The sequence below is a fragment of the Halothiobacillus sp. genome (assembly GCF_027346185.1).
Classification (GTDB): domain Bacteria; phylum Pseudomonadota; class Gammaproteobacteria; order Halothiobacillales; family Halothiobacillaceae; genus Halothiobacillus.
The window spans coordinates 1-6,628 of the sequence record NZ_DAIESY010000148.1 but is presented as its reverse complement, the minus strand read 5'-3'; the positions used below and the strand labels follow the sequence as shown (position 1 = coordinate 6,628).

Annotated in this window: 8 protein-coding genes; all 8 read left to right on the top strand. The window is 58.1% G+C overall.

The genetic code is table 11. From position 1 onward, the window contains the following. On the top strand, positions 1-312 hold a 312-nt coding region (locus tag M7R55_RS10555; protein WP_298220372.1), incomplete at its 5' end, for a hypothetical protein. Then, entirely contained in the window at positions 312-704 is a 393-nt protein-coding gene (gspI, locus tag M7R55_RS10550) for a type II secretion system minor pseudopilin GspI (RefSeq protein WP_298220371.1), read from the top strand. The genes M7R55_RS10555 and gspI, both read left to right, overlap by 1 nt. Before the next feature lie 311 nt (positions 705-1,015). Beyond that, positions 1,016-1,726, top strand: a complete 711-nt coding sequence (gene gspJ / locus M7R55_RS10545; RefSeq protein ID WP_298220370.1) for a type II secretion system minor pseudopilin GspJ — start codon at positions 1,016-1,018, stop codon at positions 1,724-1,726. Further along, on the top strand, positions 1,723-2,670 hold the full coding sequence (gspK, locus tag M7R55_RS10540) for a type II secretion system minor pseudopilin GspK (protein WP_298220369.1): 948 nt from the start codon (positions 1,723-1,725) through the stop codon (positions 2,668-2,670). The genes gspJ and gspK overlap by 4 nt, the downstream gene beginning before the upstream one ends. After that, entirely contained in the window at positions 2,643-3,893 is a 1,251-nt protein-coding gene (gspL, locus tag M7R55_RS10535) for a type II secretion system protein GspL (RefSeq protein WP_298220368.1), read from the top strand. Before gspK ends, gspL begins: the two co-directional genes overlap by 28 nt. Before the next feature lie 15 nt (positions 3,894-3,908). Further along, positions 3,909-4,427: a type II secretion system protein M gene (locus tag M7R55_RS10530; protein WP_298220367.1), complete on the top strand. Its 519-nt coding sequence runs from the start codon at positions 3,909-3,911 to the stop codon at positions 4,425-4,427. Then, positions 4,424-5,260: a type II secretion system protein N gene (locus M7R55_RS10525; RefSeq protein ID WP_298220366.1), complete on the top strand. Its 837-nt coding sequence runs from the start codon at positions 4,424-4,426 to the stop codon at positions 5,258-5,260. The genes M7R55_RS10530 and M7R55_RS10525 overlap by 4 nt, the downstream gene beginning before the upstream one ends. Before the next feature lie 208 nt (positions 5,261-5,468). Beyond that, a complete protein-coding gene (locus tag M7R55_RS10520) occupies positions 5,469-6,194 on the top strand; it encodes a DUF4395 family protein (RefSeq protein ID WP_298220365.1) in 726 nt (241 codons plus the stop codon). The last annotated feature ends 434 nt before the right edge of the window (positions 6,195-6,628 follow it).

Below are 6,628 nucleotides of genomic sequence, written 5' to 3'. Positions count from 1 at the left end.
GCCGATGCAAGCAAACAATCAAGCCAAGCTGCAAACGAATCACCGGCCTTTGCCGCAAAGGTCATCAGCCGATTGGATTGGGACAAGGGCTGCACCCTTGAGGCACAACCCACCGCCGCTGACACTCTTGACGCCAAGGATCCGCGCGCGCAGGCCGTGCTTGCCGTGACGACCGATGGTGTCTGGTCGCTGCCACCTGGCGCGCAGCAGCGTACACCAGAAATTACGGTGAGCGGAGACAGACAAAAAATCCTGCGCATCGACCTGTCAGCAGGCTACGGTGCGCAGCCAACGACGGGTTCCGCCCCGTGATGATAACGACGACAAAAACTCCGGAGCAGGGGTTCACCTTGCTGGAAGTGCTGATTGCGCTGGTGGTTTTGGCCATTGCCCTCGCTGCCGTCATCAAGGTGAGTGGTCAAAGCGCAGCGATGCTCGATCGGTTGCGCGCCGATACCGCCGCCACGGTCATTGCCGATGATTTATGCGCCCGCTTGCAGTTATCGGCGCAAGCGCCGGAATTGGGCACGCGCCAGTCCGATGTGATGATTAACGGGCAAACCTGGCGCGTGCGCCAGACCGTTTCGGCCGGACAGGTGCCGGGTGTGCTCAAGGTGGCCTATTTTGTTCAAACCCCCGCCCCGTATGCCGGTCAGGCCAGTATCGTGACGTACTTTTATCCGCCGGCGCAAAAAGCACCATGAGTTTTACGACGTATCATCGGGGCAGAGCCGCCTTTGAGACGCCGAAAGGGTCTCCCCCTTTGCAAAAGAGGGCGGAGATTTTGCGGATGACGTCCTTGCAGCAAATCCCCCCTGCCCCCCTTTGCGAAAGGGGGGTGTGCAGCATCTCCTTTGTGAAAAGGGCATGTGGTACCCACCATCTCAAAAATTTTACCCCGCTGCTGAAACGAAGGGTTTCCCCCTTTTGCAAAGGGGGAACAAGGGGGATTTTGTTGAATGAGCTCCACTTAATAAATTCCCCCTGCCCACCTCACAAAAAGGGGTGTATAACGATGCGTGGCTTCACCCTGCTGGAATTATTGGTGGCGATTGCCATCTTCGCGCTGGTAGCGGTGATGGCCTACGGCGGGCTGAATACGGTGATCAAGCAAAGCGCGATTGTCGAAGATCAGATGGATCAGTTGAATGCGATGCAAAACGGCTTGCGGCAAATGCGCAGCGATCTGACCTTCGCGGTGGATCGACTCGCCCGTGATGCCCTGGGTGGCGAGGTGCCTGAATTCGCTGGCGGCGGCTTGAACCTGTTGACCTTGACCCGAATGGGCGCGTCGAATCCTTGGGCGGCAGCCGAACCGCAACTGGCGCTGGTGCGATGGCGGCTTGAAAACGGTAATCTGGAGCGCGCGACGTTCGTGCCGCCCGATGGCGCGTTGGGCAACAGCGCCGAGCCGCCCGACTGGCGCATCATTTTGCGCAACGTCAGCAAAATCCAGCTGACTTTTTACGATCAAAACAATCAGTCGATGCTTGATTGGCCACCCATCAACCAACCCTCGGCGGGCCTGCCCAAGGCGGTGGAAGTTTCGCTTACGGTAAACAACCTGCCCCCCTTGCGCATGACCGTCGCTATGGTTTCCGATTGGCCCGAAGCCGCACCGGCCAACCCACCGGCCGGAACGAATAACGCTGCCGAGGCACCGACAAGCCCGCAGACCCAAACCCAAACCCAAACCCAAACTCAGGCAGAAGCGGAGCGGCGATGACACGAGTAAACCGCGTTGCATCGCCGAGACGCCAGCAGGGCGTCGCTCTGATCGTGGCCTTGCTGGTGCTGGCCATTGCTACAGGCTTGGCCGCCGCGGTGATGGTGCGCAATCAAAACGCGCTCGATGCCACCGCCGCGTTCGAAAACGGCGCGCGGGCCGATCAATTGGCCAACAGCGCCTTTATCCTGGCCAAGGCCCTGCTGGATCGGGACGACCGCAACAGCGATGGCCCGGCCGATCTCTGGGCGCAGCCGCTGGCAAATATTCCCATTGATGGCGCGACGGTTTCGCTCAACATCAGCGATCTGCAAGGCCGTTTCAATATCAACAACCTGCTGCTGCCCGATGGTAAAGTCAACCTGCTTGGCAAAGAGCGCTTTGCACGGTTGCTCAGCCAGCTGAATCTGAGCCCGGATATCAGCAATGAAATTATCGGCTGGATCGATCCGAGTCGTTCGCTTGCGCTTGGTTTTACCAGCGCCGCGAGCCGCAGTGGGAAAATGCCCGCCGGTCAGCCGATGATGTCGGTGACCGAACTGCGTTCATTGGCCGGAGTGACGCCCGCCTATTACGATAAACTGGCACCCTATGTAACGGCCTTACCCATCGGCACGCCCGTCAGTCTGAACAGCGCTTCGCCCTTGGTGATGCAGGCCATCGGCGCGAATGCAGCGAGTTTACCGGTCGTCATGCCGGGCAAAACGCCGCAGCCGAATATCGGTTCCGTGGCCGATTTTCTGGCGCGACCGGGTTTTGCGGGCGCAGTGACGCAGCCTGATGGGTTGTCGGTGAACAGCCAGTTTTTTCTGTGCGCGGTCACGGTCCAGTTCGATCAGGTGCTGCGCCACCGCTATGCCCTGATTTACCGGCCTCAATCCGGCCCGTCCCAAGTAATCGCCCTGAGTAATGAATCATGTCTGACCGGCTATTCCTGTTTGTAACCGACGGCGAGGCCACCGAACTGCATTGGTGGCAGCCGGACGCCCCTGCCAGCGCAGCGTCGCCGTTACGCGGCGATTGGGTCGCTTTTGCCGATTGGCTGGCGCGATCGGGCCTGCGCCGTCCGGTGACGCTCTCGGTGCTTTTGCCCGATTCGGTGTGCAGCCGCCTGATCGTGCCTATTCCCGGCACGCGGCGAGAAAAGGCCCTGCAAGCCTTGCCGTTCGCGCTCGAAGATCTGGTGGCCGATGATCTGAGCCAGCTTTACCCCGTGCTGGCCGACCGCCCCTTGTCGCCGGGTCGCTGGCCCGTGCTACTGGTGGATGCCGATGTACGCACCCGTGTACTCGATGCACTCGGAAATCTCAATCTGGTGCCACAGCAACTCGTTGCCATGGCCGATACGCTGCCCCCACCCGAAGCGGGCGAGTACAGCGTCTGGGTCGATCCGGTTCAGGGGCACATCAGTGTGCTGACCGGCCCGCACGAAGGCATGGCATTGGCACCATTGCCTGACCACAATGCCGCCGAACAACTGGCCGGGTGGCTGCCACGCATGACGCCAGCACCGCAGCGCGTAGTGTTTCATTTACCGCTGGAACAACCACCCCAATGGCCGGAAGGCATCGCGTTTTCCGCGCAGGCCGCGCCGGACTGGGCGCAATGGCATCAGATCTGGGCGACAGGGCTTGATCGAAATCGTCCATTATCTGCGATCACTTCGGCCAGGGCCGTGAGTGATCAGCAGTGGCAACGCCGCTGGTGGCAGGTGGGCGCCGCCGCATTGGTCGTGCTTATATTGTTGCTGGTCAGTCAGTGGATCGCGATCAGCCAGATGAACCGCCAGGCCGAACGTTTGCAGACGCAAATCACACAGGATTTTCACGCTGCCTTGCCACAGGTCACGCGCATGGTGAATGTGCGGGTGAAGTTGCAGCAGGCGCTGGATCAGCGCTCCGGAGCGCATGAAGATGTCTTTATGCCTGCGCTCGCGGCCTTTGGTTCGGCGTATCAGGCGGCAAAACCGAAGGACGCGCAGTTGGCGATCAAGTCGATCCGCTTCGATGCAAAACAACTGACCGTCGAGCTCACCGCCCAGAAGTATGAGGTGTTGCAGCAGTTGCTCGAACAACTCAAGACGGGCAGCACGGCTACCGTCAGCCAGATCGATGCGGGCGTGGATGCGGGCGTCGCGCATATGCGCATCGGCATTAAAGTACTTTAAATTCAGGTGGTATCGATGATGAATACACCCGTTTGGTTTTCCTCATTCTGGCAGCAGCGCAATCAAAGCGAACGCCGTACGCTCACCTTGGCGGCGATTGCGTTGGTAGCACTCGTGGGTTACCAGTTTGTTTGGTCGCCCATGCAACAGGCCGAGCAGCGAGCGCATGATCGTCTCGCAGAGGCCGAACAGCTTGCCGCCTTTACCGCGCAAGCAAAACGAACCCTGATGCAGGCAGGATCAAAATCGGCACAGCCAAGTGCTGTCTCGCTGATGCTTTGGGTGGAACAGGCCGCCCGCACGGTCGGCATTGAACAGCAGTTGGTTCAGCGCCAGCCGGACGGCGACGACCGTGTCCAGCTCAAGTTTGCCGCCGTGCCGTTCGATTCCCTGTTGCGTTGGTTGGCACAGGCGAATGAGGCGGGGTTGAGCGAGCAGAGTGTCAACATCACACCCAAAGGCGGTGATTCGAGCGATGCGGCCGGGTTGGTGGATGCCGAGATCACCTTGGCGAAGCACGCAGCAAGCTCATGAGCCGAAAACCTGTGAAAGAACCGGCGCTGCGCCGACCGCGATCCCTGATCTGGCCGGGTGCGCTGTTATTGATGGCGAGCTGGTTTGTGGCACTTCTGGTGACCGCTCCGATTACCTTGATCCCCGTTTCCCGCCTCGCGCTGCCGCCCGGCGTGGCATTGGTGCCACTTGGCGGTACGGTCTGGCACGGGCAATGGCGTTTGAACTCGCCCCGAGCACCGGCCATGACGATCCAAACCGATTTCTTGCCATTGTCGATCATCCGTTTGCAACCGGCTTGGCATGTACGGGCGCAAACGGCCGCGCGCGCAAGTCAACCGGATATGGGCTTGAGTCTGGCCGCCGATGTGGGGCTGGGCTTCAAGCAACTGAACGTTCGCAATCTGCATGGGCGTTTGGCCGCTGATAGCCCGCTGATCGCAGCGCTGACGGCCTGGCCATTAAATGGGTTAATTGACTTCAGCGGGGATGCGTCACTTATTAGAACCAAGAGCGGTTTCGATCTCAAGGCCGCCCGAGCCATGGCCAACTGGCGAAATGCAGCGATCACGACGACCGAACCGTTGTTCCTTGGCGATCTGGTTCTTGATGCAAAAATTGCTCAGGGGCAACTCAAAGCCACGATCAAACCGGCATCCGGTAGCCGTGGGCCTTTGTTGGGCGAGCTCAACCTTGCTGGATTATGGCCGGTCACCACGGCGCCGAAAGTAAGCGGTTATCTGCAAGCCACGGCGGGCGCAAGCGAGGCTTTTCGTCAGCAGTTGAACCTGCTGGGACACCCCGATGCCAGCGGGAAAATCACCATTCAAGGGGTGATGCCGGGACGTTATTGACCCACTCTGATAGGTGGCTAACTATCCTCTATAAGTAAGCTCGATTAGAAATTCCTAATCAATCGGCTCATTCTGATGATTGAGTAAAAGACGCAATTATTAAAAGAATCCGGAATTCCTATAGCCTGCCCCCGTGGACACCCAGAGGTGAACAGAGCAGGCAGCAAAATTCGATCCGAGGTTCATGAACTACTCAGGAGAAGTTCAGATGTGGCAAACGATTAAAAACCTCTGGTTTCAGGATCCATCCGCGAAACCGGTACTCATCAACGAGACGGCGGTGCGCATCCGCGCCGGTATGCTGCTGGCCATCCCGATCTATATGGGGTTCACTTTGTGGTCGGCGATTTTCGGTGGGCACTGGATCGTTAATGGCGATAGCATCCACGATACACTCGATACCGATTGGGACGGTCATATTATCTATTCGGCGAATGTCATTCGGCGTACCTGGGATTACACTATCCAGACTAACGTCCTGTTTTACGGCCTGTTCGAGATGATCGCCGGGATGTTTGTTTGGACTTCGCGTCTGTCGCCGACGATCCTGCTGGCCAGTTTTCTGGCGCGCAAACAGCATGCGGTCTGGAAGCCGTTGACCCCGAAACGGTACGCCTGGACACTCGGCGCGTTCATGATCGCCCTGTGTCTGATCTTCTTCAACCCGAGTACCTTCGCCGATTGGGTCAACGCCATCGCAGGCCGCACATTGTTACCGGATACCAGTCAGTATCTGTCGTACTGGATTCCATCATTGGTATTCGTTTGCGTCGCCTTCATGTGGCTCGAAGCTGTGCTCGGATTTTGTGTGGGCTGCAAGATTCACTGGCTGCTGGTCAAGCTGGGCGTGCACAAGGAAGAATGCCTGGCCTGCAACAACATCGACTGGGATGAAATCGTGCGGCGCAAAGCTAAGAAGGACGGGACAAAATAGGATCACTGAGTCTTGTTTGACTGTCCTCCGTGAGGGTTGGTATCCAGCGTGAGAAAGGCCCCGAATCCGGGGTTTTTTGTTGCCATCCGAAAGGAAATATAAACATGCTCTGGACAGACTTTATACTTGTAACTGTCTCACGAAATAGCCGTGACTGATGCCCCTAGGAAGCGGCGCCTGCCCATCGCTGGCGACGTTTGCGACCATGGCCTATCTGTCCGAGCTTTGATGAGACAAATCACCAAAGAAAGAAGGAAACTCAAATGAAAAAGATCCGGTTGCTACAGTCTGTGTTTATTTTGTTGTTGATGGGTCTGTTGGGTGCACTCCCCGTGCAGGCACAGACCGTGGGTGCCAAGGCCATTGATGCCGTTGGCGGTAATTCACTTGCCGAGCATCATATCGTTCTGCAGGAAACTGATAGTGACTTGCAG

Bases quoted from the DNA above. Each gene is read 5' to 3' on its own strand.
- M7R55_RS10525 (WP_298220366.1), top strand. From the start codon at position 4,424: ATGAGCCGAAAACCTGTGAAAGAACCGGCGCTGCGCCGACCGCGATCC.
- gspL (WP_298220368.1), top strand. From the start codon at position 2,643: ATGTCTGACCGGCTATTCCTGTTTGTAACCGACGGCGAGGCCACCGAA.
- M7R55_RS10520 (WP_298220365.1), top strand. From the start codon at position 5,469: ATGTGGCAAACGATTAAAAACCTCTGGTTTCAGGATCCATCCGCGAAA.
- gspK (WP_298220369.1), top strand. From the start codon at position 1,723: ATGACACGAGTAAACCGCGTTGCATCGCCGAGACGCCAGCAGGGCGTC.
- gspI (WP_298220371.1), top strand. From the start codon at position 312: ATGATAACGACGACAAAAACTCCGGAGCAGGGGTTCACCTTGCTGGAA.
- gspJ (WP_298220370.1), top strand. From the start codon at position 1,016: ATGCGTGGCTTCACCCTGCTGGAATTATTGGTGGCGATTGCCATCTTC.
- M7R55_RS10530 (WP_298220367.1), top strand. From the start codon at position 3,909: ATGATGAATACACCCGTTTGGTTTTCCTCATTCTGGCAGCAGCGCAAT.